General features: G+C 72.8%; 24 protein-coding genes. 10 read left to right on the top strand and 14 right to left on the bottom strand.

All coding sequences use genetic code 11. The features are described 5' to 3' along the window. Window positions 1-3 precede the first annotated feature (3 nt). Entirely contained in the window at window positions 4-1,536 is a 1,533-nt protein-coding gene (gene pdxR, locus ACWG52_RS02320) for a MocR-like pyridoxine biosynthesis transcription factor PdxR (RefSeq protein ID WP_453127640.1), read from the bottom strand. A 155-nt stretch (window positions 1,537-1,691) separates the two neighbouring features. On the opposite strand from pdxR, the gene ACWG52_RS02325 reads away from it, so the two are divergent. Continuing rightward, complete coding sequence (locus ACWG52_RS02325; RefSeq protein ID WP_389802187.1) at window positions 1,692-2,543, top strand: EamA family transporter; 852 nt, start codon at window positions 1,692-1,694, stop codon at window positions 2,541-2,543. Here the strand turns inward: ACWG52_RS02325 and ACWG52_RS02330 are convergent. Next, on the bottom strand, window positions 2,538-3,173 hold the full coding sequence (locus tag ACWG52_RS02330; RefSeq protein WP_389802184.1) for a class I SAM-dependent methyltransferase: 636 nt from the start codon (window positions 3,171-3,173) through the stop codon (window positions 2,538-2,540). The genes ACWG52_RS02325 and ACWG52_RS02330 overlap by 6 nt on opposite strands. A gap of 104 nt (window positions 3,174-3,277) precedes the next feature. Between ACWG52_RS02330 and ACWG52_RS02335 the strand changes: the two genes are divergently transcribed. Next, complete coding sequence (locus ACWG52_RS02335) at window positions 3,278-5,113, top strand: serine/threonine-protein kinase (RefSeq protein WP_389802181.1); 1,836 nt, start codon at window positions 3,278-3,280, stop codon at window positions 5,111-5,113. A 95-nt stretch (window positions 5,114-5,208) separates the two neighbouring features. On the opposite strand, the gene ACWG52_RS02340 is transcribed toward ACWG52_RS02335, so the two are convergent. Beyond that, a complete protein-coding gene (locus ACWG52_RS02340) occupies window positions 5,209-5,709 on the bottom strand; it encodes a GNAT family N-acetyltransferase (RefSeq protein ID WP_389802178.1) in 501 nt (166 codons plus the stop codon). A 43-nt stretch (window positions 5,710-5,752) separates the two neighbouring features. Next, on the bottom strand, window positions 5,753-6,127 hold the full coding sequence (locus ACWG52_RS02345) for a YbjQ family protein (protein WP_030717675.1): 375 nt from the start codon (window positions 6,125-6,127) through the stop codon (window positions 5,753-5,755). Window positions 6,128-6,563: 436 nt separating this feature from the next. On the opposite strand from ACWG52_RS02345, the gene ACWG52_RS02350 reads away from it, so the two are divergent. Continuing rightward, complete coding sequence (locus ACWG52_RS02350) at window positions 6,564-7,010, top strand: SH3 domain-containing protein (RefSeq protein WP_161293362.1); 447 nt, start codon at window positions 6,564-6,566, stop codon at window positions 7,008-7,010. Window positions 7,011-7,064: 54 nt separating this feature from the next. Here ACWG52_RS02350 and ACWG52_RS02355 read toward each other — a convergent pair whose 3' ends face one another. From ACWG52_RS02355 to ACWG52_RS02380, 6 genes are all read right to left on the bottom strand, one after another. After that, window positions 7,065-7,442, bottom strand: coding sequence for an NYN domain-containing protein (locus ACWG52_RS02355; protein WP_390165863.1), 378 nt, complete (start codon window positions 7,440-7,442; stop codon window positions 7,065-7,067). 13 nt (window positions 7,443-7,455) lie between these two features. Further along, a complete protein-coding gene (locus ACWG52_RS02360; RefSeq protein WP_453127644.1) occupies window positions 7,456-8,493 on the bottom strand; it encodes a phosphatase domain-containing protein in 1,038 nt (345 codons plus the stop codon). 3 nt (window positions 8,494-8,496) lie between these two features. Beyond that, a complete protein-coding gene (locus tag ACWG52_RS02365) occupies window positions 8,497-9,705 on the bottom strand; it encodes an RNA ligase (protein WP_390138577.1) in 1,209 nt (402 codons plus the stop codon). A gap of 57 nt (window positions 9,706-9,762) precedes the next feature. Further along, window positions 9,763-10,449, bottom strand: coding sequence for a Rossmann-fold NAD(P)-binding domain-containing protein (locus ACWG52_RS02370; RefSeq protein ID WP_390138575.1), 687 nt, complete (start codon window positions 10,447-10,449; stop codon window positions 9,763-9,765). Between the two features lie 9 nt (window positions 10,450-10,458). Beyond that, the gene (locus tag ACWG52_RS02375; protein WP_389802163.1) at window positions 10,459-10,893 is read right to left on the bottom strand and encodes a VOC family protein; all 435 of its coding nucleotides are present in this window, start codon (window positions 10,891-10,893) and stop codon (window positions 10,459-10,461) included. A 72-nt stretch (window positions 10,894-10,965) separates the two neighbouring features. Continuing rightward, a complete protein-coding gene (locus tag ACWG52_RS02380; protein WP_389802161.1) occupies window positions 10,966-11,922 on the bottom strand; it encodes a tellurite resistance/C4-dicarboxylate transporter family protein in 957 nt (318 codons plus the stop codon). A 269-nt stretch (window positions 11,923-12,191) separates the two neighbouring features. On the opposite strand from ACWG52_RS02380, the gene ACWG52_RS02385 reads away from it, so the two are divergent. Next, complete coding sequence (locus ACWG52_RS02385) at window positions 12,192-12,647, top strand: DoxX family protein (protein ID WP_390138573.1); 456 nt, start codon at window positions 12,192-12,194, stop codon at window positions 12,645-12,647. 9 nt (window positions 12,648-12,656) lie between these two features. Here ACWG52_RS02385 and ACWG52_RS02390 read toward each other — a convergent pair whose 3' ends face one another. Then, entirely contained in the window at window positions 12,657-13,343 is a 687-nt protein-coding gene (locus ACWG52_RS02390; protein WP_389802155.1) for a response regulator, read from the bottom strand. Then, complete coding sequence (locus ACWG52_RS02395) at window positions 13,340-14,548, bottom strand: sensor histidine kinase (protein ID WP_390165861.1); 1,209 nt, start codon at window positions 14,546-14,548, stop codon at window positions 13,340-13,342. Before ACWG52_RS02395 ends, ACWG52_RS02390 begins: the two co-directional genes overlap by 4 nt. A 129-nt stretch (window positions 14,549-14,677) precedes the next feature. Between ACWG52_RS02395 and ACWG52_RS02400 the strand changes: the two genes are divergently transcribed. Beyond that, the gene (locus tag ACWG52_RS02400; protein ID WP_389802150.1) at window positions 14,678-15,256 is read left to right on the top strand and encodes a YdeI/OmpD-associated family protein; all 579 of its coding nucleotides are present in this window, start codon (window positions 14,678-14,680) and stop codon (window positions 15,254-15,256) included. Window positions 15,257-15,367: 111 nt separating this feature from the next. On the opposite strand, the gene ACWG52_RS02405 is transcribed toward ACWG52_RS02400, so the two are convergent. Then, a complete protein-coding gene (locus tag ACWG52_RS02405; RefSeq protein WP_389802147.1) occupies window positions 15,368-15,781 on the bottom strand; it encodes a DUF5997 family protein in 414 nt (137 codons plus the stop codon). A gap of 58 nt (window positions 15,782-15,839) precedes the next feature. On the opposite strand from ACWG52_RS02405, the gene ACWG52_RS02410 reads away from it, so the two are divergent. The 4 genes from ACWG52_RS02410 to ACWG52_RS02425 all read left to right on the top strand — a co-directional run bounded on the left by ACWG52_RS02410 (window position 15,840) and on the right by ACWG52_RS02425 (window position 18,976). Further along, window positions 15,840-16,640: a LysR substrate-binding domain-containing protein gene (locus ACWG52_RS02410; protein ID WP_389802145.1), complete on the top strand. Its 801-nt coding sequence runs from the start codon at window positions 15,840-15,842 to the stop codon at window positions 16,638-16,640. Window positions 16,641-16,745: 105 nt separating this feature from the next. After that, entirely contained in the window at window positions 16,746-17,855 is a 1,110-nt protein-coding gene (locus tag ACWG52_RS02415) for a PP2C family protein-serine/threonine phosphatase (RefSeq protein WP_389802143.1), read from the top strand. Window positions 17,856-17,894: 39 nt separating this feature from the next. Next, a complete protein-coding gene (locus ACWG52_RS02420; RefSeq protein WP_389802141.1) occupies window positions 17,895-18,266 on the top strand; it encodes a VOC family protein in 372 nt (123 codons plus the stop codon). A 62-nt stretch (window positions 18,267-18,328) separates the two neighbouring features. Continuing rightward, window positions 18,329-18,976, top strand: coding sequence for a DUF6000 family protein (locus ACWG52_RS02425; RefSeq protein ID WP_389802138.1), 648 nt, complete (start codon window positions 18,329-18,331; stop codon window positions 18,974-18,976). A 52-nt stretch (window positions 18,977-19,028) separates the two neighbouring features. On the opposite strand, the gene ACWG52_RS02430 is transcribed toward ACWG52_RS02425, so the two are convergent. Beyond that, window positions 19,029-19,580 (bottom strand): ribosome-inactivating family protein, encoded by a 552-nt coding sequence (locus tag ACWG52_RS02430; protein ID WP_375935308.1) that lies wholly within the window; start codon window positions 19,578-19,580, stop codon window positions 19,029-19,031. Window positions 19,581-20,155: 575 nt separating this feature from the next. On the opposite strand from ACWG52_RS02430, the gene ACWG52_RS02435 reads away from it, so the two are divergent. Next, window positions 20,156-21,646: a cellulose binding domain-containing protein gene (locus ACWG52_RS02435; protein WP_390138563.1), complete on the top strand. Its 1,491-nt coding sequence runs from the start codon at window positions 20,156-20,158 to the stop codon at window positions 21,644-21,646. Window positions 21,647-21,723: the final 77 nt, after the last annotated feature.

Genomic DNA, 21,723 nt, shown 5'->3' on the forward strand with positions numbered 1-21,723 from the left:
CCTTCACCCCCGCACGACGCGCGACCCCCCGGGAGGTTGCCGCCCTTCCGGAAAAACTTTCCGACCGGTTTCCGGCGGCGCTGCCACCACCCCGGCGAGCGCCGTGGCCAGGGTGGCCACGCCGTCCTCGATCTCTCCCGTCGAGCCCGCCGCGTAGCCGAGGATCAGTCCCGGCGGGCCGGGCCGGATCCGGTGCCAGGACAGCGGATGGGTCTTCACGCCCAGGTCCAGGGCCGCCGAGGCGAGGTCCGTGTCCTCGAAGCCGGCACCGTCGAAGGTGACCATCAGGTGCAGACCGGCGGCCGCGCCGTGCACCCGGGCACCGGGCAGCAGTTCGGCGACGGCCCCGAGCATGGCGTCGCGGCGACGGCGATGACGGCGCCGGACGTGGCGCAGGTGCCGTTCCAGCTCGCCGGAGTCCATCAGACGGGCGAGGACCAGTTGGGCGAGGACCGGATTGCCGAGGTCGGCGTAGCGTTTGGCGGCGGTCACGGCGTCGCGCAGGCGCGGTGGGACCAGGAGCCAGCCCAGGCGTAGGGCGGGGGCGAGGAGCTTGGACACGCTCCCGGCGTAGCAGACCCCCTCGGGCAGCAGGGCGCGCAGGGCGGGAACGGGCGCGCGGTCGTAACGGTGCTCGGCGTCGTAGTCGTCCTCGATGACCAGTCCCCCGGCGGCCGCCCAGCCGAGCAGGTCCCGGCGGCGCTCGCCGTCGAGGACGACCCCGGTCGGGAACTGGTGCGCCGGGGTGAGCAGGACGGCCCCGGCGCCGCTCGCCCGCAGCGCGGCCACGTCCAGCCCGGCCTCGTCCACCGGCACGGGGACCGTCTCCAGCCGCCCGTACTCCAGTTGCTGCCGGGCGCCCAGCGAGCCAGGGTCCTCCACGGCGACCCGGTGCACGCCGTCCTCCCGCAGGACGTGCGCGAGCAGCGCCAGCGCCTGGGCGACGCCCGCGACGACGACCACGTCGTCGGGGTCGGCCCGGATCCCCCGGTTCCTGGCCAGCCAGCCGACGACCGCCTCGCGCAGTGCGGGTGCGCCCTGGGGGTTCCCGTAGCCGAAGTCGGCCGGATTGAGGGAGGCGAGGACCCGGCGTTCGGCCTGCAGCCAGGCGGTACGGGGGAAGGCGGTGAGGTCGGGCACGCCGGGCGAGAGGTCGATCCGGCACGGTACGGCGCGCAGCGCGTCCACGAGTCCGCCCCGCTCGGGCGCGCGGGAGGGGGCGGCCGCCGGTGGTGGTGGCGCGGCGACGACCACGGTGCCGCCCCGGCCGCGACCACTGACCTGGCCGGTCTCGGCGAGGCGCTGGTAGGCCTCGGTGACGAGGCCCCGGGAGACGCGCAGTTCGGCGGCGAGGACCCGGCCGGCCGGAAGCCGGCTGCCGACCGGGAGGGTGCCGTCGGCGATGGCCGCGCGGAGCCGGCCGGCCAGCCATTCGGTGCGGCCGCCGGGCGGGGCCTGGCCGACGTCGAGCTGCAGGAAGTCCGAGCTGCCGGGGCTTTTGGACCCCTCGATGTCACCTTGATTGGACCTCCTCATGGGGCCATTGTGCGCCCAGGCTGGATCCCATGCAGACACGGCCCGCTTCCCCTTCCCCCTCGACATCCACCCCCACCCCCACCTCCGTTCCCGATTCACCGGACTCTCCCGGCGGGTCCACCGCGCTTCGTGACCTGGTTCCGGGGATCGCGGGGATGGCGTTGGTCGGCAGCAGTGTCACGGTCTCGCGGGCGCTCGTCGACGCCCCGCTGTTCGCCACCCAGGCCGTCCGGTACGCCGCCGCCGCGCTGCTGCTGTTCGCCCTCGCCCGAGCCGCCCGGGTGCCGGTGCACCTGCCGCGCGGCCGGGAGTGGCTGTGGCTGGCGGGGATCGCGGCGACCGGGCTGGTGCTGTTCAATGTGGCCGTGGTCCGCGGGGTCGCACACGCCGAACCGGCCGTCATCGCCGTCGCGGTGGCCTCCGTACCGATCCTGCTGGGACTGCTCGGCCCCTTCCTGGAGGGGCGCCGACCCAGCCGCCGGGTGCTGCTCGCGGCTCCGGTGGTGGTGGCGGGGGCGGTACTGGTCGAGGGGACGGGCCGCACGGATGCCGCGGGGGTGGCCTGGGCGGCCCTCGCGCTGGGCTGCGAGGCTGCCTTCACCCTGCTCGCCGTGCCGGTGTTGCGCCGGCACGGGGCGTGGGGGGTGTCCGTGCACGCGGTGTGGCTGGGTGCGCTGATGCTGGCGGGGCTCACGGTCGTCTTCGAGGGCCCGGCCGAGCTGACGTCGCTCGGCCGGGCCCAGTGGGCGGCGGCCGGCTACCTCGCCGTCATGGTGACGGCGGTGGCCTTCCTGCTCTGGTACCGCACGGTGGCCGCCGTGGGCGCCGGCCGCGCCGGCCTGCTGACCGGGGTCGCGCCCCTGGCCGCGGCCGGTGCGGGGGTCCTCGCGGGCAGCGGTGTCCCGGGGCCGGCGGTGTGGCTGGGCCTGCTCGTGGTGATCGCGGGGCTGGCCGCCGGGCTGCGCCCCGACCGAGCCCCGCGGTCCACCCCTACGCTGCCGTCATGAACCCACGCTCCGGCGCGCGTAGCAGAAGAGGTGCTCCTCCGGGACCGCCCGGTCGTCGGCGGGCCGGAACTGCGCGGTGTGGTGGTGGAGTACCTCCAGGCCCAGGTCGGTGAGCCGGGCCAGGTGGTCCGCCGTGGAGAGGCTGCTGACGGTGACCTCGTGGCCCATCCACTCGATGTCCAGGCCTCGGATGTCCCCCGGTACCGTGGCCAGCACGAGGTATCCGCCCGGCGCGACCCAGGACGCCATGCGGTCCAGTGCCTCCGCGACCTCCGGCTGGTCCATCACCAGCAGTGGGAAGAAGGAGCACACCGCGTCGAAGTCGGCCCGCTCGGGGGTGTAGGTCCGTACGTCGGCCTGCTCGAAGCGGGCCTGCGGGACCCTGGCGCGGGCCAGTTCGACCATGGCCGCCGAGACGTCGATGCCGGTGACGGCGCAGCCGGCCCGGACGAGAGCCTCGGCGGTGGGGCGTCCGGTGCCGCTGCCCACATCCAACACCCGCGCCCCGGAAGGCAGTCGACCGGTGAGCCAGTCAAGAGCGGCCAGTTGGCCGGGGACCCGCCCGAAGACCTCCTCGTAGCGCTCCCCCAGATCGTCGAACACCTCTGCCGCCGACTTGCGTTGACTCATCGGGCCGCCCCTTCGTCTCCGGAGTGACCACCGTACCGGCGCGGTGCGTCGGTCGTCCGCTCCCCCGTTAGGATCTGGTGCCAATGATCATCAAGGGGGAGCCCATGACCAACAGCGCCGACGCCGTACTGAGACCGCTCGGTCCGGGCGATCCGCAGGAGATCGCCGGATACCGGCTGCTCGCGAAGATCGGCGAAGGCGGTATGGGTTCCGTCTACCTCTCGCGGACCCGCGGGAACCAGCCGGTCGCCCTCAAGGTCATCCGTCGTGAGTTCGCCCAGGAGCAGGACTTCCGGGTCCGCTTCGAGCGCGAGGTGCAGGCCGCCCGCCGGGTGCAGGGCTACCACATCGTGCCGGTGCTCGACCATGACACCAGTGGCGAACAGCCGTGGCTGGCCACGGCGTTCGTGCCGGGCCTGGCGCTCGACGACGCCCTCGCCACGCACGGCCCGCTGCCGCTGTCCGCGGTGTTCCAGCTGATCGGGTGCACGGCGCAGGCCCTGCACTCCATCCATGCCGCCTCGGTGGTGCACCGTGACCTCAAGCCGAGCAACATCCTGCTCGGGTCCAACGGCCCGTGGGTGATCGACTTCGGGATCGCGCGCGCCACGGACACCACCCAGTTGACGCGCAGCGGCGGTTTCATCGGGACGCCGCAGTACATGTCCCCCGAGCACGCGCTCGGCCGGACGGTCACCGCGGCGACCGATGTCTTCGCGCTGGGTCTGATCGCCGCGGTCGCGGCCACCGGTCGCCACCCGTACGGCGACGGGGCGGGTCTGTCCATCGCCGCCGCGATAGCCAACACCCCGCAGCAGGCACCGGACCTGAGCGGCTACTCGGAGCCGCTGCGCGGACTGTTGGAGGGCTGCCTGCACTCCGATCCCGAGCAGCGGCCCACCCCGACGGAGCTGGCCGAGTGGTGCGGCCGGGCGGCGGGCCGGGAGCTGCGGGACTTCGACGGCTGGCTGCCCGCTCCGCTGGCCGCGGAGATCGAGCGGCGCGAGCGGTCGGCGCGGGCACAGGCCCAGGCGCCGGCGCCGTCCCCGACGCAGTTCTCGGCACCGGCGGCACCGGCGCACGCCCCGGCTCCGGCCCCGCCGTCGTACGCGCCCACGCAGGCGCCCGGGCCGGTCCCCTCGGCGTACGCGCCGACGCAGGGCCCCGGCCCGGTGGGCAGCGCGCACCCGCCGCTGTACGGCGCGCCCACCGCCGCACCCGCCTACGCCCCGACCTACGGCGCGCCTGCCGAACCGGCCGCCCCCGTCCCCGCCCCCGCTGCGCGCCGCGGTCGGGTACCGCTGGTGGTGGGAGCGGGTGTCCTGGTCGTCGCCCTCGCCGCGGGTGGCACCTGGTACCTCACGCGCGAGGACGACAGCGACGCGAAGCGGACCGCGAGCGACAGCGATCAGAAGAAGCCGGCCGAGTCCCCGAAGGACGCGTCGCCGGCGACCCGGGCCGGCGGCTCGACCCCCTCCCCCTCGGCTTCGGGCTCGTCTTCCGGCGCGCCCGCCACGCGCACCTACACCTCGGTGTTCAAGGACAAGCCGCTGAAGCTCCTGGCGCCCAGGGAGTTCGGCAAGGTCAACGACGTCGACCTCGACTTCCCCAAGGTGGCCACGAACGGCGAGGTCGGCTGGCAGGACCAGGAACTGGCGATGGGGTACGACGGCGTCAAGACCTCGACCTCCTTCGGCAAGAGCAAGGGAGCCACGCCCGAGCAGTGCGAGACCGGGGCCGCCACGGACCCCATCCCGAACCGGATGCGGGAGGCGGACCTCACCGGTGCGGACAGCACCATCGTCCAGGGCGACCTGCTGTGCACCGTCACGACCAAGGGCAACCTGGCCATGGTGAAGATCGTCAGCCTTGAGCCCTCGACCGACAAGAACTACACGACCCCGACGTACATCACCGAAGTGACGCTCTGGAAGCGCTAGTCGCGGTCCGCCGGTGAGGCCGTCGCGTGCGGCGCCGCGAAGGGGCCGTCGCGGTCATCGAGGATGGCCGCGACGGGCCCTCGCCCGACGCCCGCTCACACGGCTCGTTCCATGCAGACCAGGTGGTCCCGTTCGTCCCACGCGGCGGTGACGGTGAAGCCGAGCCGTTCGTAGAGCGTGATCGCTCCGGTCCGCCAGTCCCACACCGACAGCCGCACCGCGGCGGCGCCGCTCTCCTCGGCATGGGCGAGCGCGGCGCCGATCAGGCGGGACGCGACGCCCAGCCCGCGGAACTCCGGTGCCGTCCAGAGCCGCTTCACCTCGTGCCGGCCCCCGACCGGGGCGGTCACCACCAGACAGCCGACGGCGGTGTCCCCGCTCAGCGCCAGCAGCACCACGTCGTCGGCGAACGCGGCCCGCGGATCGGCGATCTCCGCCCGGTAGCGGTCCGGCAGACCGTCCACGCCGGCGACGGCCGCACCCTTCTCGGCCTCGGTCCGCAGATGGTAGGCGGCCAACAGCTCGGCCAGGCCGTCCTGGGCGCAGAGGGCCCGACCGGGCCGGCGGACAACGACAACCTCGTATCGATCGGTCACGAGGTGAGCATCGCAGCAGGGACCGGGCCGCCGGTCGGGCGGGTCAGGTGGACGCGGGGACGAGGACGACGGCCGTCCCGTACGCGCACACCTCGGTCCCGACGTCCTGCGCGTCGGTGACATCGAAGCGCATCATCAGCACGGCGTTGCCGCCGCGCGCCTTCGCCTGTTCGATGAGCCGGTCCATGGCCTGGTTCCGGGTCTCCACCAGGGTCTTGGTGAGGCCCTTCAGCTCGCCGCCGATCATCGACTTCAGGCCCGCGCCGATCTGGCTGCCCAGGTGGCGGGAGCGGACGGTGAGGCCGAAGACCTCGCCGATGACGCGCTCGACCCGGTAGCCGGGGACGTCGTTGGTCGTCACGACGAGGACGCCGCTCTCGTGTGCGCCGGCGCCGCCGCCGTAGTCATCGATTCCCATGGCACCCACTCTCGCACCCGCCGGGCACCGTCCGCACCCCGAAGCGGATGCGGACCGCCGCCGGGCGGGTGCGTGACCACACCTCAACCTCCTTGTGTACCACCCAGGTTGTAGGACGTCGCCTCCTTGAGTGGTAGGCCGGTCTCATCCCCTGGATGGGCGCGGTGCCGGTGGCCGCGCCGTAGATTCTCATCCGCCGGCTCATCGACCGGCACCGGCCCAGTCCCCCCGGGGCCCCGCTGCGCGGCCGTGCCCGTTCGGGGGCGGGCACGGCCACGCACCTCCGTGGAGCAAATTGGTCATATCGGGTTAAACGGCGGTGAGCCACCGGGACCACGCGCCCCACCCTCGCCATAGTCGTCCCTGGCAACCGCCTGGTTGTCGCCCCGTGCCGCGCGTCGCGGCCGGGTGGATGTCTTCGTAGAGGAGCCGGCTCATGCTGAAGCCCACCAGAACCACCCTCGCTCTCGCCACCGGCAGCCTGGTTCTCGGTCTGGTCGGAGCGGGCGCCGCCGTCGCCGACGACGGTCCGGAGAACCGCCCGCCGCGGGAGATCGTCGTCGGCGGTGGGTCCGCGGAGCCCGGTGTCTACCCCGAGCGGCACGTCACCGGCAAGGTCGTCTCGAAGGGCCCGCTGACGGTCCGCAGCAAGCCGAGCACCCGCTCGCAGTCCCTCGGCCACGTGTACCCGAACAGCAAGGTCGAGATCGACTGCAAGAAGTACGGCGACAACGTCGACGGCAACCGCATCTGGTACCGCCTGGCCGAGCGGAACGGCAGCTGGGAGAACGACGCCGCGGCGCCCAAGCACGCGTACGACAAGGAGCGCTGGGTCTCCGCGCGCTACGTCAAGAACCTCTCCGAGGTGAAGTACTGCCGCTGACCCGGTCCCGCCGGTAGGCAGCTCCCACGGGTGGCCGGACCGGCAGGTCGACAGTCAGTCCACCGGGCGTACGGCACGCGGACCCACGCACTCCGCGCCGTACGCCCGGACCCGTTCCCGCAGTTCTCGGTCGGCCGTGACCACGACGCAGCCGCGCTCGGCGTACGCGGCGGCCAGCTCCACGATCCGATCGTCACCGCTCCCGGGCGCCGAGTCCACCCGTACGCCGGGCACGGAGTCGACGCCCCGGGCGGCGCCTTCGACGACGAGGACGATCTCCTCGTCCCCGCCCCTGCCGGCCAGCAGGTCGCGCAGCCGGACGGCCGCACCCCGCCGATCCCGCCACCAGCCTTCGGGCACCGAGCCGACGACGTTCGCGCCGTCCACGATCAGCACCTGCCGCTGGGCACCGGTGGCGTCCCTCGCGTTCACGGTGGCCCGATCCTCAGAAGTCGCCGTAATTGACCTGCCAGGTGGGCAGGCCCATCCGGCGCCAGATGGCGACCACCCGGTCCCGGTCGTCGAGCGAGACCCGTACCGCGTACCGGTGTCGCACGTGGGTGTCGAACAGCTCCGCCTTCACCACGTCGTCGCGGCGCGTGTCTCCCGCCGGACGCATCCACAGCTCGTCGTACGGCACCTCGTGGCGCCGCAGCCAGGACTCGGTCTGCGGGCGGTGCTCCTCTCCGCGCCCCGACAGCAGCACGATGACATCGCCGTCGGCACGCCGGAAGGCGTCGAGGGCGTGCCGTACCGGCTCGTTGAGCAGGTCGAGCTCGCAGCGCGAGAAGTCGTACGGGCCCCGGTCCCCGGTCAGGGCGAGCGTGCCGTCGATATCGCACATCACCGCCGCCGGCAGGGCCGGGTCGGGGACGTACTCGGTCACCGGCGGCGCGGCCATCGCTCCCGACCCGCCGTTCATCCACTCCGCCGTCAGCCGCCAGCCTCCCCGCCGCGCCTTCTCGTGCTTCTCGGCCAGGATGCGGATGATCTCCTCGCCGACCTGGCGCTCGCGCCCGGCGTCCCTGCGCAGGCACTCCTCCAGCGGGACGTCGGTGAAATCGTGCACGACGAAGGTCGCGAGCCCGCCGACCGCCGCCTTGAGCCGCTTGGGGATGTTCTTCGTCAGATGGGTGTTGTCGACGACCACGTCGAATCCGCCGTCGACCGCGGCGCGGACCGCCGCGTCCTGGACGGCCAGCACGGTCTGCTCGTGCCGGAAGCTACGGCCCCGCGCGGGGTCCGGGAGGTCGAGCATGAGGCGCAGGTCGTCGAGGTTGACGCGGCGCATGCGGCCACCGGCCTCGGCCTGCAGGGCGCGCGCCGCCGTCGTCTTGCCGGAGGCCGGCAGGCCCGTCATGACGTGCACGACGGGCAGCCGGGGCTCCTCGGCGGCGACCAGGGCCGCGGTCTCGCCCGCGGCCGCCTCGGCGGTGGGGTTCGCGGTGGGGTTCGCGTCCGTATGGGGTGTCTCTTCGGACACGGGTCAGCTCTCCTCGTCGTTCGTGAAGGGGTCGGACGTCTCCGGCCGCACGTTGCGCCAGACGGCCAGTTCCGTGGACCGACCGTCCAGGCGCAGGAACATCGCGGCCCGGACCTCCCGCTCGGGCAGGGCCTTCACGGCACGGGCGAAGGCACCCCGGTCGGCCGCCAGGTGCGCCAGCCCCGCGTAGGCCTCGTCGATGGCACGCTCGCGCAGCGCCGCCTCGGACTCGAGCCGCTCGATCACCTCGCGCACCCACGCGTCGAACTCGTCGGGTACCTGGTCGAGCAGGGCGTCGAGCGGCTTGCCTCCCGACGCCTCGATCTCGGCGGCCGTGGTACCGAGGCCCTGGGCGAGCTGCTTGAGGGGCAGGCCGGCGAACCGCTGGATGCCGTGGGCGCGCCAGATGTCCCGCTCGGTGGCCTTGGTGAGCACCCGGTGGAGCCGTACGTACTCGGCCAGCTTGGCCTTCGCGCGCACACCGGAGGCGAAGCGCAGCACGAACCCCTCCGCCTGGGTGCCGGTCGCCGAGGCGCCGCCGGGCAGGGTGTTGGACTCGGCCAGCGCGATCAGCTCGTCGAGGGGCATGGCGGGCCACACCGTGACGACGGAACCGATCCCCTCCCAGTGCGGGGCGGCCTCGGCGAGCGGGACCTCGGTGCCGTCCGGCCCGAAGGCCGCGAGCAGGACGAGGTCCCGGCGGTCGCCGTAGTCGACGACGATGCGGTTCTGCGGGTACAGGATCTCGGCGAGGTAGGTGGTGCCGGGGCGCAGGGCCCCGGTGTCCCGGCCGTCGAGCGTGCGCTGCGCCCAGGTCGCCTGGGCGCTGATGAAGGAGCCCTTGGAGGCGACCCGCCAGCGGCCCGCGTAGTGGAAGACGACGGCGAGGCTGCCGTCGACCTTGTCGTAGACCTCGAACGGCTCGTCCGGGAGGGCGGGGGCGTACGGCTGACCCGACTCGTGCTCGCCGACGTTGAAGAACTTCGGCAGCGGCAGGGCGACGACGGCGCCGGTGGTGTCGTCGGCGACGAGTCCGCGACAGCGCGTGGTGACGTCGTTCCATACGCGGTCGTACTGGGCCGTCCGTGTGTAGGTGTAGATGGACAGCGGCAGTTCGGGGTGCGACTTGCGGGTCACGTACCCTGCGTCGATCGACTCCGCCAGCGCCTGCGCGGGCATCAGGTCATGCAGAGTCAGGGTCTCCTGGCTCATGGGGTCCTCCCGGTTCGAGATGGCTCATTCTCACGTGCGGGAGGGTGTGCCCGGTAGTCAATTATGCCTGGTCGGCGCTCCGCCCAGGCGGTTGATGTCGGCCGGCCGCAGGATGTGGCCGGGGACCTCGGTGCCGGGTCGGGCGACCGCGATCATGGCGCGGCCGAAGGCCTCGGAGGTGATGACGAGGTTCGGGGCGACCCGCCGCACGAGGGGGACCAGCGGTCCGAGGACGGCGTAGAACATCCGTGAGATGCGGGCCTTGGAGGGCACGCCGCGCACCGGCTGGACGATCCCGGGGCGGAACATGTAGGCGCGGAAGGGGAGTTCCAGCAGGTCGTTCTCGGTCCTGCCCTTGACCCGGGCCCACATGGAACGTCCCCGCTCGGTACTGTCCGTGCCTTCGCCGGAGACGTAGACGAAGGTCATGCCCGGATTGGCGGCGGCCAGGGGCCGGGCCACGGCGAGCGTCAGGTCGTGGGTGACGTGCCGGTACGCCTCCTCCGTCATACCGACGGACGAGACCCCGAGACAGAAGAAGCAGGCGTCGTACGCGGCCGGGTCGATCCCGGCGGCCGCCAGGTCGGACGGATCGCCCTGCACGGACTCGCGCAGCTTGGGGTGGCTGACGCCGAGCGGCGTGCGTCCGACGGCGAGGACGCTCTCGACCGCCTCGTCGCGCAGGCATGCGCGCAGGACGCCCCGGCCGAGCATGCCGGTCGCGCCGAAGAGGATCACCTTCACGGACATCCCCTAGTGAGAGACGCAGAGCTCGTTGCCCTCGGGGTCGGCGAGGGTCGTCCATACGCTGGGGCCCTGGCTGCCCTCGTGGAGGTGCGTGGCACCCTTGGCGATGAGGCGTTCGACCACCGCCTTCGGGTCGTCGGAGCCGGTCCGGACGTCGAAGTGGGCCCGGTTCTTGACCGTCTTGGGTTCGGAGACGTACTGGAAAAGGACGCGGGGCGCGCGCTCCAGCCCCTCCGGGTGGCGGATCGCGGCGCCCGCCTTCCAGACGAGGGTGCCCCGGTGGGTCTTGGTGTCGTCCTCGCTCGCGTGGCCCGCCTCGATCAGGCCGCGGATGAACTGCTCGTCGCTCGGCTCCACTTCCCAGCCGAGGGCCTCGGCCCACCAGTCGGCGAGCGTGTGCGGGTCGGTCGAGTCGATCGTCACCTGAAATGTGTACGCCATGCCCGGACCCTACTGAGGAGGCGGCGCCGTCGCCACACGGCCGGAAACGGGGGTGGGTGCGGGGCGGGCGCCTCATCGGCCCGGAGCCCCGCCGCGGGCGGTGAGGTGCGAGGCGATCAGTGCGGTGAAGGTCAGCAGCCAGGCGGCCACGGCGATCCAGAGCAGTACCTCGCCCAGCGGGCGCAGCCAGGCGATGCCGGCCGGGTCCGCCACGGAGAGGCAGGCGGTGGCCGTCATGCCGAGCGGGAAGACGGTGGCCCAGCGCCGGATGTCGTAGCGCGGGCGCGGGTGACGCAGTTCCGCGGCGAGGAGGACGACGTACCAGACGAGGGACAGGGCGAGCAGGGCGAGGGTGACGGTACGCAGCGTGGCGTGCGCCGAACCGGTCCATACGGGTGACGCCGTGAGCTTGGATCCGGCCAGGGCGGAGAGGGAGAGCGCGCCGCCCGCCACCCAGTGGTCACCCGCCCCGCCCACCACCTCGCGCAGGTCGAAGCGGAAGAGGGCGGCCAGATAGAGCAGCAGGCCGAGGCAGAAGCCGACCAGCGCCGCCCGGGCGAGCGGCTCCTGGTGTTCGGCGTCGGCGAGGGACGCGGCGAGGAGCGAGAGTCCCTGGGTCGCCACGCAGCCGAGGAAGGCGGCTCCCGGCATGCGCCGCCGCCAGTGCCGTAGGACGTTGAACAGCAGCCCGGGCCAGAGCAGCGCCGCCAGTACGAGCAGTACGGCGGCGGCGGTCTGCCACCCCTGCTGCGAGAGCCGGGCCCCGATGACGGTGGTGGCGGCGACGGCCGTCAGCGCGGCCGGTGTGTCGGCCTCGGCGCGGAACCGCCCGCGGTCGCCCAGCAGCCGGGCGGTGAAGTCGGCGGCGAGTACGAGCCACAGCGCCGCGGCGACGACCAGCGCGGCCAGTGACGCCGCCTCGTGCCCGGTCAGGCGCAGGCCGACGGAGAGGATGCCGGTGGCCATGACGGCGGCGCCCGCCGCGGGCGGGAGCCCGGTCCACCAGTCACGGCCGGGGAGGATGCTCACGCGTCCAGCGGACCCCACGGGGCGGCCGATCGCCGGCGGACGGGGCCGACCCGCCGCGGGAACCACACGGCCGGACGTCGAACCTCACGCACACGCGATCGCACGCGCTCACACGGAACTCACACGCGCGGTCCGTGCGACCCCGCGCGCGGCCGGCCGGAAGTCGCGCTTGCCAGCCTGGTTAGGTCTACCTAACCTGTGGCTCACCCCACGATCGAGAACGTCGGCACGACTTCGGAACCCGTCCCCGACCGAAGGATCCTCCCCCCATGAACTCACGTCTCGACCCTGCCCGGCCCTACGCCGTCGGCCTCTTCCGGATCGTCACCGGACTGCTCTTCGCCTCGCACGGCGCCGCCTCCCTCTTCGGGGTCCTCGGCGGCGCGCGCGGTGGCGGAACCATCGCCGCCGGCACCTGGCCCGGCTGGTACGCGGCCGCCATCCAGCTCGTCGCGGGCGCCCTGATCCTGCTGGGCCTCGGCACCAGAGCGGCGGCCTTCGTCGCGTCCGGATCGATGGCGTACGCGTACTTCACCGTGCACCAGCCCGGCGCGCTGTGGCCGCTGCAGAACGGTGGCGAGGCCTCGGCGATGTTCTGCTGGGCCTTCCTCCTGCTGGTGTTCACCGGCCCCGGCGCCCTGGCCCTGGACGGGCTGTTCTCCGCGCGGTCGGCGACCTCCCCCGGGCGGCGGGACGAGAACCGCCCGGAGCCCGCGACCGCCTGAGGAATCGATTCAGCGCGGCGTCGAGACCAGCCCCATCTCGTACGCCATGATGACGAGTTGGACCCGATCCCGAGCCGCGAGCTTGGTGAACAGTCGCGAGACGTGCGATTTGGCCGTGGCCGCCGAGATGAACAGCTCCTCGGCTATCTCGCCGTTCGAACGACCCCGCCCCACCAGGGTCAGGACCTCCCGCTCGCGCTCCGTGATCCCCACGACGGGCCGTGGCGCCCGGGCCTCGGGCACCGCGGGCCCGGGTGCCCGGACGAAGTCCGCGATCAGCCTGCGGGTGACGCCCGGCGCGATCAGGGCGTCCCCCGCGGCGATCACCCGGATCGCCGCGAGGATCTCCTCCACGGCCATGTCCTTCACGGCGAATCCGCTCGCGCCGGCGCGCAGCGCCCCGTAGACGTGGTCGTCCTCGTCGAAGGTGGTCAGCACGAGCACCCTGACGTCCTGCGCGTCCGCGGTGATCAGCCCGGTGGCCTCGATACCGTCCATGCCGGGCATCCGGATGTCCATCACCACCACGTCGGGGCGCAGTTCGGCGGCGAGGCGGACCCCGTCGGCGCCCGTGCCGGCCTCGCCGACGACCTCCAGGTCGGCCGTGTCGGCCATCAGCACCCGTAGGCCGGACCTGACCAGCGGCTGGTCGTCCACGAGCAGGACGCGGATCGCCCGCGGGGGCGCGACGCTCATCGGAGCCCGTCCACGACCGTCGCGGTGCGGGGCAGCGGCAGCGCCGCCTCGACCCGGAAGCCGCCCCCGGCCCGGGGGCCGGCGCTGAAGCGGCCGTGCAGCAGGCCGACCCGCTCGCGCATGCCGGTGATGCCGAATCCCGTACTCCCGATGCCGTCGGGCGCACCGCGCCCGTCGTCGACGACCTCCACGGTCAGCTCCTGTTCCCCGTATCCGATGGTGACCCGGCAGTGCCCGGTGCCCGCGTGGCGGACCACGTTGGTCAGCGCCTCCTGCACGATGCGGTACACCGACAGGTCCATCTCGGGCGGCAGTCGACCGCGCTCCCCCACCCACCGTACGTCGACCCGCACTCCGGCGTCCGCGGTGGTGGCCACCAGCGCGTCGAGGTCCGCGAGTCCCGGAGCGGGTCCGAGCGGCGCCTGTCCCTGGTGACCGTCCGGCTCGGCCCGACGCAAGGCGACCAGCGTACGGCGCAGGCCGGACAGGGTCTCGCGGCTGGTGGTCTCGATGGCCAGCAGGGCGGCGCGGGCCTCGGCCGGCTGGGTGTCGATGACCCGGCCGCCGACACCGGCCTGGATGGCGATCACGCCGATGCTGTGGGCGACCATGTCGTGCAACTCGCGTGCGATGCGCAGCCGTTCGGCGGTCACGGCCTCGGCCACCTGCCGTGTGCGCAGTTCGACGGTGTGCTCGCGGCGCTCTCGGTACCGTAGGCCCGCCGTGCAGACGGCGCCCAGGGACAGGAAGGCGATCAGGCCCGTGCTCATCATGTCGTAGGGTCCGTGGGACAGGAGCCCGACGGCCGGGAGTTCCACGACGACCACCGCGCCGAGGGCGACGGCCGCGTCCCGGCGGGGGCGCGTGGCGACGACGAGGCCCAGGACCAGGTCCGAGGCGAGGAAGACGAGGAACCGGCCGGGGCTGCTGTCCCGGGCGGCGCCCGCGACGAGCGTGCCGCCGAGGAGGGTCAGCGTCAGTGCCGCGAGCGGCCGGTGCCGCAGCAGCGGGACGAGCGGGGTCAGGGCCAGCAGCAGCACGATTCCCAGGAGCGGCCCGGCGGCGTACGGGACCCCACCGATCAGCAGCGCCAGGACGAGGGTGTAGAGGGCCGCGCCGCCCCAGGCCCGGAGGGCCGCTCCGGTCCCTGGCGTCGAACTCCGCGCGGTCTTCGTGGTCTTCGCGCTCTTCGGTGGGTTGTCCATGGCCCGACGGTAGCCGGCCGTCGGCGGCCCGGGCATCGGCCCCCGGGCTTACACCCCGGGGCCGATGTCGCCCGGTGCCTTCCGTCGGCAGCCCCGTCCGGGCCGGGCGGCGGGCGATAGCCTGGGCGCATGGAGGAGCTGGGCGGGGTGGAGATCATCGGCTTCGTGGACGCCGCGGCGTTCGAGAGCTGGCTGGCGGAGCACCACACGCGCCACGAGGGCGTGTGGATCAAGCTGGCGAAGAAGAAGTCGGGGATCGCGTCGGTCACCGACGACGAACTGGTCGACATCGGGCTGTGCTACGGCTGGATCTCCGGGCAACGGCGCGCCCTCGACGAGCGGTACTACCTGCAGAAGTACGTGCCGCGCCGGGCCAAGAGCCTGTGGTCGCGGGTGAACGTGGACAAGGTCGCGGAGCTGAGCGCCGCGGGGCGGATGCGGGAGCCCGGACTCGCCGAGGTGCGCAGGGCGCAGGCGGACGGACGGTGGACGCACGCCTACGAGTCCCAGCGGACGGCGGCGGTGCCACCGGACCTCGCGGCGGCGTTCGCGGCGCATCCCGCGGCGGGAGCGGCGTTCGAGGCCCTCGATCGCACCGGGCGCTACCAGGTCATCCTGCCGTTGCTGCAGGCTCTCACCCCGGAGAGCAGACGGGCCCGGCTCGACCGGGCGGTGCGATCACTGGGCGGCGACGGGGCCGCCGGGTGAGTCGGCCGGGCCCCATGGGGGTGAGGTGTCGGTGGCCCGGCGGGCTTGGAGAAGGCGTCAGGCCTGGCCTCCCCACGGGAGACCAGGCCTGGCGGACGGCGAAGCCGCGGGTCAGGAGTGCTGGTCGCGGGCCTTCGCGGCCCGCTCCGCCTCCTCGGCGTGCTTCTCCTTGATGCGGACCGTTTCCTTGCGGACCTCGGCCTGGGTGGCACGCTCACGCTGGAGCCACTCGGGGCCTTCCTGCTTCAGCGCTTCGATCTGCTCCGTGGTGAGGGGCTCGGTGACCCCGCCGCGGGCGAGGCCGGCGATGGACACGCCGAGCTTGGCCGCCACCACCGGTCGGGGGTGCGGACCGTTGGCGCGCAGCTGCTGCAGCCACTGGGGCGGGTCGGCCTGGAGCGCACTCAATTCGCTGCGCGAGACGACACCCTCCTGGAACTCTGCGGGGGTGGCCTCGAGGTACACGCCCAGCTTCTTCGCCGCGGTCGCGGGCTTCATCGTCTGGGTGTTCTGGTGCGACGTCATGGTGTCAAGAGTATCGAGCGTGTGCGCTACCTCCGACCACGACCGGTAACCTTGCGGGGTGACAGGCTCGGAAGTACCCCATTCGTTCCGGCTCGCTTATGTCCCGGGGGTCACACCCAGCAAGTGGGTGCGTATCTGGAACGAGCGGCTGCCCGACGTCCCGCTGACCCTGGTCGCGGTGTCCCCGATCGAGGCGTTCGGCGTGCTGCGGGCGGGCGACGCCGATGCCGGATTCGTGCGCCTGCCGGTCGACCGTGACGATCTCAGCGCGATCCCCCTCTACACCGAGACCACGGTGGTCGTGGTCCCCAAGGATCACCTCGTGGCCGCGGCGGAAGAGGTGTCCACCGAGGATCTCGCCGACGAGATCGTGTTCCACCCGCTCGACGACACCCTGGCCTGGGAGCAGCTGCCGGGCAAGCCGGCGATCGAGCGCCCCGAGACGACGGCCGACGCGATCGAGCTGGTGGCCGCCGGCGTGGGCGTGCTCGTGGTCCCGCAGTCGCTCGCCCGGCTGCACCACCGCAAGGACCTGACCTACCGGCCGGTGACGGACGCGCCCGCCTCGCGGGTCGCGCTGTCGTGGCCGCAGGAGGAGACCACCGATCTGGTGGAGGAGTTCATCGGGATCGTCCGCGGCCGGACCGTGAACAGCACTCGGGGGCGCGCGCCGACCCCGCCGCAGCCCAAGGCGAAGCGCAAGCGCCCGGAAACGGGCACGGGTGGCGGCGGGCAGCGGAAGTCGGGGGGCGCGAAGACCTCGTCCGGGAAGCCGACCGGCAAGAACCCCCGCGGCGCCGCGGGCGGTGCCAAGGGCGCGAAGGGCGGCAAGAGCGGCAAGCCCCGCCGTCGCCCGTAGGACCGGGAGGACGGGACGGTCCGGCGGAACCGGCCGGACCGGCGGTCCCGCCCACGACGGCCTGGCTTCGGGGCTCCGGCCCGCCTCGCGGTGTATGCAGGGGGGATGGATCTCCGGCCACCGTCGCCCCCACGTCACCACCGGTCCCCCACGGTGGACCGCGCGCAGTTGGCGGTCCCGTTCGCGCTGATCGCCCTGGTGACGACGGTCGACGTGCTCGCCCCGCCCGAGGTGCACCTCGGGCCGTTCCTGGCCGCCGCGCCTGCCGTGACCGCGTCGTTCGCGGGGCCCCGGATGACGGGCTTCGTCGGGCTGGTCGCCGTACTGGCCCAGGTGGTGGTCGCCACGACCCGCACCAGCCTGACCGATCTGAACCACACCTTCCAGATCATCGCGCTCGTGATGATCTCGGCGTTCGCAACCTTCTTCGCCCACCTGCGCGAGGTGCACGAGAAGGAGGTCACCCAGCTGCGCTCGGTGGCGGAGACCGCCCAGGAGGTCGTCCTGCGGCCGCTGCCCGACCGGATCGGCCCACTCGGTGTCGCCTCCGTGTACCTGGCCGCGGCGGCCGAGGCCCAGATCGGCGGCGATCTGTACGCCGCCGCCCGGACGGCCACCGGCACGCGGCTGATCATCGGCGATGTGCGCGGCAAGGGGCTGGAGGCGGTCGGGGACGCCGCGCTCGTCCTGGGCGCCTTCCGGGCCTCCGCCCACCAGGAGGCCGGGCTGCCCGGCCTGGTGGACTACCTGGAGGCCGCGGTCTCGGCGGACCTGGACGGCGGCGGGGACGAGGGCGAGAGTTTCGTGACCGCGGCCGTTCTGGAGATTCCCGACGCCGAGCCGGTGGTGCACCTCGTCAGCTGCGGCCATCCGCCGCCGCTGCTCGTACTGCGCGCCGGCGGCGCCGAGCAGCTGGAGGTGGACCGGCCCGCGCCGCCGCTGGGGCTCGCCGGGCTCGTGGCATCGTCGGTCACCGCGCAGACCTTCGCCTTCTCCGAGGGGGACGTGCTGCTCCTCTACACGGACGGGGTCCTGGAGGCACGCGACGAGGCGGGCGCCTTCTACCCGCTGGCGCGGCGCGTGAGCGCATGGCCGGGGCTGCGCCCGCAAGCACTGCTGGACCGTGTGTGCGAGGACCTGCTGACGCACGCGGCCGGCAACACCCTGGACGACGACGCGGCGATGGTCGCGATCGCACGGAGCGCGGCACCCTAGGGCTGTGTGGTCGAGGACCGGGTTTGCCAGAATCGGATCATGCTGACCCTCGGAACGATCGTGATGGGAGCCGCGGACGTGCGGCGGGCCGCGGATTTCTGGAGCCGGGCGCTGGGGTACGTGCCCCGCGACGGCCAGGTGGACGACGACTGGACGGTCCTGGTCCCGGCCGACGGCGGCGGCCCGGGCCTGGCGCTCGGCCGGAGCGTCACACCCGTACAGGAACGGCCGCGCGTCCACCTCGACCTGTACGCGGCGGACGCGGCGGAGCAGAGCGCCGAGGTCGCGCGGCTGGTCTCGCTGGGGGCGCGGCACGTCGACTGGGATTCCTACCCGCAGGACCCGGACTTCGTGGTGCTGGCCGACCCCGAGGGCAACCGCTTCTGCGTCATCGACGCCACGCACGGCTGACGCCGCCGGCGCGACGGGAAATCCCATTGATCGCACGGGTCCGGCCCGGACAGGATGTGGCTGTGCGCCGCGCCCACGAGAACCCCGAACTCCTCGCTCTGATCCGCCGCTACGTCGCGCGCGGCGATCGCTACCTCAGGCTCGACGGCCCACTCATGGGCATGAGCGAGCACGACCGCACCACGTTCCTGCGGGAACTCGGCGAGGACGCGCGCGCCATCACGCCCCGCGAGCTGACCGTCCTGCTCGAAGGCGGGTGGCGCGAACGCCTCACCGCAGCCTGGCTCGTCGCCGCCGCCCGGAGAACCGAGTTCCGCGAACGCCTCGGCGAGTTGCTGCTCGCCAGTGAGGTCTGCTTCGCGGGCTCGGCCTACTGCGTCACCCTCGCCACGTTCGCGACTCCCGCCGACGCCGACCTGCTGGCGGCCTACCTCGATCGCTACCTGCGACGCCCCGACCTCGACTACGACCAGCCCGCCGCCATGGGCGCGCTCCTCCACCTCGACGCCCAGCTCGACACCGATCACGCGGCCCGATTCCTGACCGCGGACGGACTCTGGCATCGGTGGATCGACGGTCCACCCCGCAAGAAGCACCACGACACACCGGACAGCCATCGCGAGGATATCGGCCTGCTCTGCGCCTTCGCCGAGGAGAGCGCCGAACATCGCCCGGCAAGGAAACGCCGGCGATTCCCCGGCTTCCGCTGATCCCTCTTCAACGGAAGGGTGATGTCAGGGAATCGCGGGCGAAGGCCGCGGACTAGAGTCGCCCTCCGGTCATCCATATACGTGACATCGCATCGGCCAGGGCGGGATATCGGGCGGCCTCGCAGAGCATTTCCGAGAGCACGAGCAATCCGTGAGCGGTGCTCCGCGCATCGCGGTTCTGATGCAGTCGGACGACGGCGTCGCTCAAAGGCCGGCGCCCGAGCAGGATCCCCGAACGCCGGACGGCGGCGGCCGTCTCCAGGTCGGCGCGGCCTCCGCCGAACGGCAGGGCCTCCGTGCGGCTCAGGCCCGGTGGTGCGACCGAATCCCGCACGTGGCGGACGTACGCTTCCGGCGGGGCCTGACCGTTCTCGAAGATGTTGCGGAAGCCGACGATCCGCAGACTCGTATTGCGTGGACGGAGCTCGATGTAGAGCTCGATGAACAAACCACGCAGTTGGACGTGGAGGGGGAGGTAGGGCATTTCGCCCTCCTTGCGACCGGCTCCGCCGAAGAATCCCTGCGCGTCCTGCGCCTTGGACCGGATGGTCGAGGTCAGGGATCGGTATTCGTCGGCCGAAGCGAGAGCCGGGGAGAACAGCATCGGTATCAGCATGGCCGGCCTATCGGGAGAGAGGTCCGCGACGCGGAATTCGCGTCAGCGATCTGACCGCGATCGCTCGGATCCTGCTGCGCTCACGCATGCACATCACCACCTTCGCCATATTCCGCCGACGGGTTCATCACCGCATCGACGCCGGGTTCGGTTTCCGATGCGCTCCTTTCTAGTCGGCCGGGTGGGGGCCGAGAGAATTGTTGACCTCTGATGCTAAGAAATCAGCGCGTGATCCCCCGGACGTCCGAACGACCCACACACGACCCAACGCGGCCTGCCGGAAGCGGGGTTGACCACGGAGCCGGGCCGTGGTCGTCGCCTCCGCGACGCTTCCGGCACGGACAGCCCCGTGTCGGAGTCCGAGCCTCCTCGGCCCCGCCGCACCCGGTGAAGTCGACGACTCCCGGGCCGGATCGGGCCCGTTTCTGATCCCCCGCTTGTCCCTGCCTTAAGCGGAACCTAAGACTCATCACGGCCGCACCGAAACGAACGAATGTCCGTTTCGGTGCGGCTAGCGTGCTGCCGGATCCCCAACTCCCCAGTAACACAGAGGCAGGCACGCGATGGGCAGCACAGTCGGGCACCGGCGCAGGACGAGTCGTACGGCGAAGGTCACGGGTGCGCTCGTGACGGCCGCGGTGATCGGTGGGGTGGCCTTCGCCTTCACCGGGACCGCGCAGGCGAGCTCGGTCGGGGCCGTGTACACGAAGTCAAGCTCCTGGAGCGGCGGTTACACCGGCCAGTACGTCATCACCAACAGCACCGGCACGGCGCAGTCGGACTGGACCCTGCAGTTCGACCTGCCGGCGGGTACGAAGATCGACTCGCTCTGGAACGGCACCCACACGGTCTCCGGTCGCCGCGTGACCGTGAAGCCCGCGAGCTGGAACGCCCGGCTGGCGGCGGGCGCCTCCGTCACCGTCGGCTTCGTCGCGAGCGGCACCGGACCCCTCGGCGACCCCACCGGGTGTCTGATCAACGGGGTGAAGTGCTCGGTGGACCAGGGCGCCACGGCCCAGCCCAGTGGGCGTCCCACCGCCCGGCCCACGGTGACGGCGAGCCCGGCCCCGACCGCGTCCGCCACGTCCGCCGCGCCCACCGGGACCAAGTCGCCCTCCCCCACGGCGACCGCCCCGACCCCCACCCCCGTCCCCGGGGGCGGCGGCGCGCGCTTCGCCCCGTACGTGGACACCTCCCTGTACCCCGCGTACGACCTGCTCGACACCGCGACGAAGACGGGCGTGAAGGAGTTCCACCTCGCCTTCATCACCTCCGGCGGGGGCTGCGCACCGCTGTGGGGAGGCGTCACGGATCTCGCGAACGACAAGGTCGCCGCCCAGATCGGTGCGCTGCGCGCCAAGGGCGGTGACGTCCGGGTGTCGTTCGGTGGGGCCGCCGGTCACGAACTGGCCCTGAACTGCGCCACCGTGGACGAGCTGGCCGCCGCGTACGGCAAGGTCGTCGACCAGTACCGGCTCACCAAGGTCGACTTCGACATCGAGGGCGCCGCCCTGCCGGACACCGCGGCGAACGCGCGCCGCGCGCAGGCCATCGCCCGGCTGCAGAAGTCCCACCCGGGCCTGGACGTCGCCTTCACCCTGCCGGTGATGCCCGAGGGGCTGACCCAGCCGGGCGTGGCGCTGCTGGCCGACGCCAAGAAGAACGGTGTGCGGGTCGACGCCGTCAACATCATGGCGATGGACTACGGTCCGGCGTACAGCGGGGACATGGGGCAGTACGCGATCCAGGCCGCGACGGCCACGCAGGCGCAGATCAAGGGCGTGCTCGGGCTGTCCGACGCGGCGGCGTGGAAGGCCGTGGCCGTCACACCGATGATCGGCGTGAACGACGTCGCGAGCGAGATCTTCACGGTGGAGGACGCGACGCAGCTCGTGCAGTTCGCCGCCTCGAAGGGGATCGGCCGGTTGGCCATGTGGTCCTCCACGCGGGACAAGCAGTGCGCGGCCGGGGCCGTCAACCACGCCGATGCCACGTGCAGTTCGATCCTTCAGCAGCCGCTGGCCTTCACCAAGGCGTTCTCCGGACTCAAGTAGCCGCCGAGGGCGCGCACGGGAAACGGCCGTCGGCCCGCCGCACGTCATGTGCGGCGGGCCGACGGCCGTGGTTCGGG

It is taken from the genome of Streptomyces sp. CLCI03, from assembly GCF_053615355.1.